Below are 307 nucleotides of genomic sequence, written 5' to 3' on the forward strand. Positions count from 1 at the left end.
CCCTTGAGAAAAGACTCGCTGAATTTGTGGGCAAGGAAGACGCCATTATATTCTCTACAGGCTTTCAGGTAAACTTGGGGGTCGTGGCATGCATCACCGGGCGTGAAGATTATATTCTCTGGGACGAGTTGGATCATGCTTCTATTATTGAAGGTATGCGTCTTTCGTTTAGCAATAAGCTTAAATTTAAGCATAATGATATGTCTTCTCTTGAAAAGAGATTGCAGCAATGTGATCCTGATAAGGTGAAGCTTATTGTTGTGGATGGTGTTTTCAGTATGGAAGGCGATGTATGTAATCTGCCTGA

General features: G+C 41.7%; 1 protein-coding gene. It reads left to right on the plus strand.

Going from position 1 to position 307, the window contains the following annotated elements:
• A partial coding sequence (locus A6X21_RS10630) for an aminotransferase class I/II-fold pyridoxal phosphate-dependent enzyme (RefSeq protein WP_131818289.1) occupies nucleotides 1-307 on the plus strand: 307 nt, incomplete at both ends.

The sequence above is a fragment of the Planctopirus hydrillae genome (assembly GCF_001707835.1).
GTDB classification, from domain to species: domain Bacteria; phylum Planctomycetota; class Planctomycetia; order Planctomycetales; family Planctomycetaceae; genus Planctopirus; species Planctopirus hydrillae.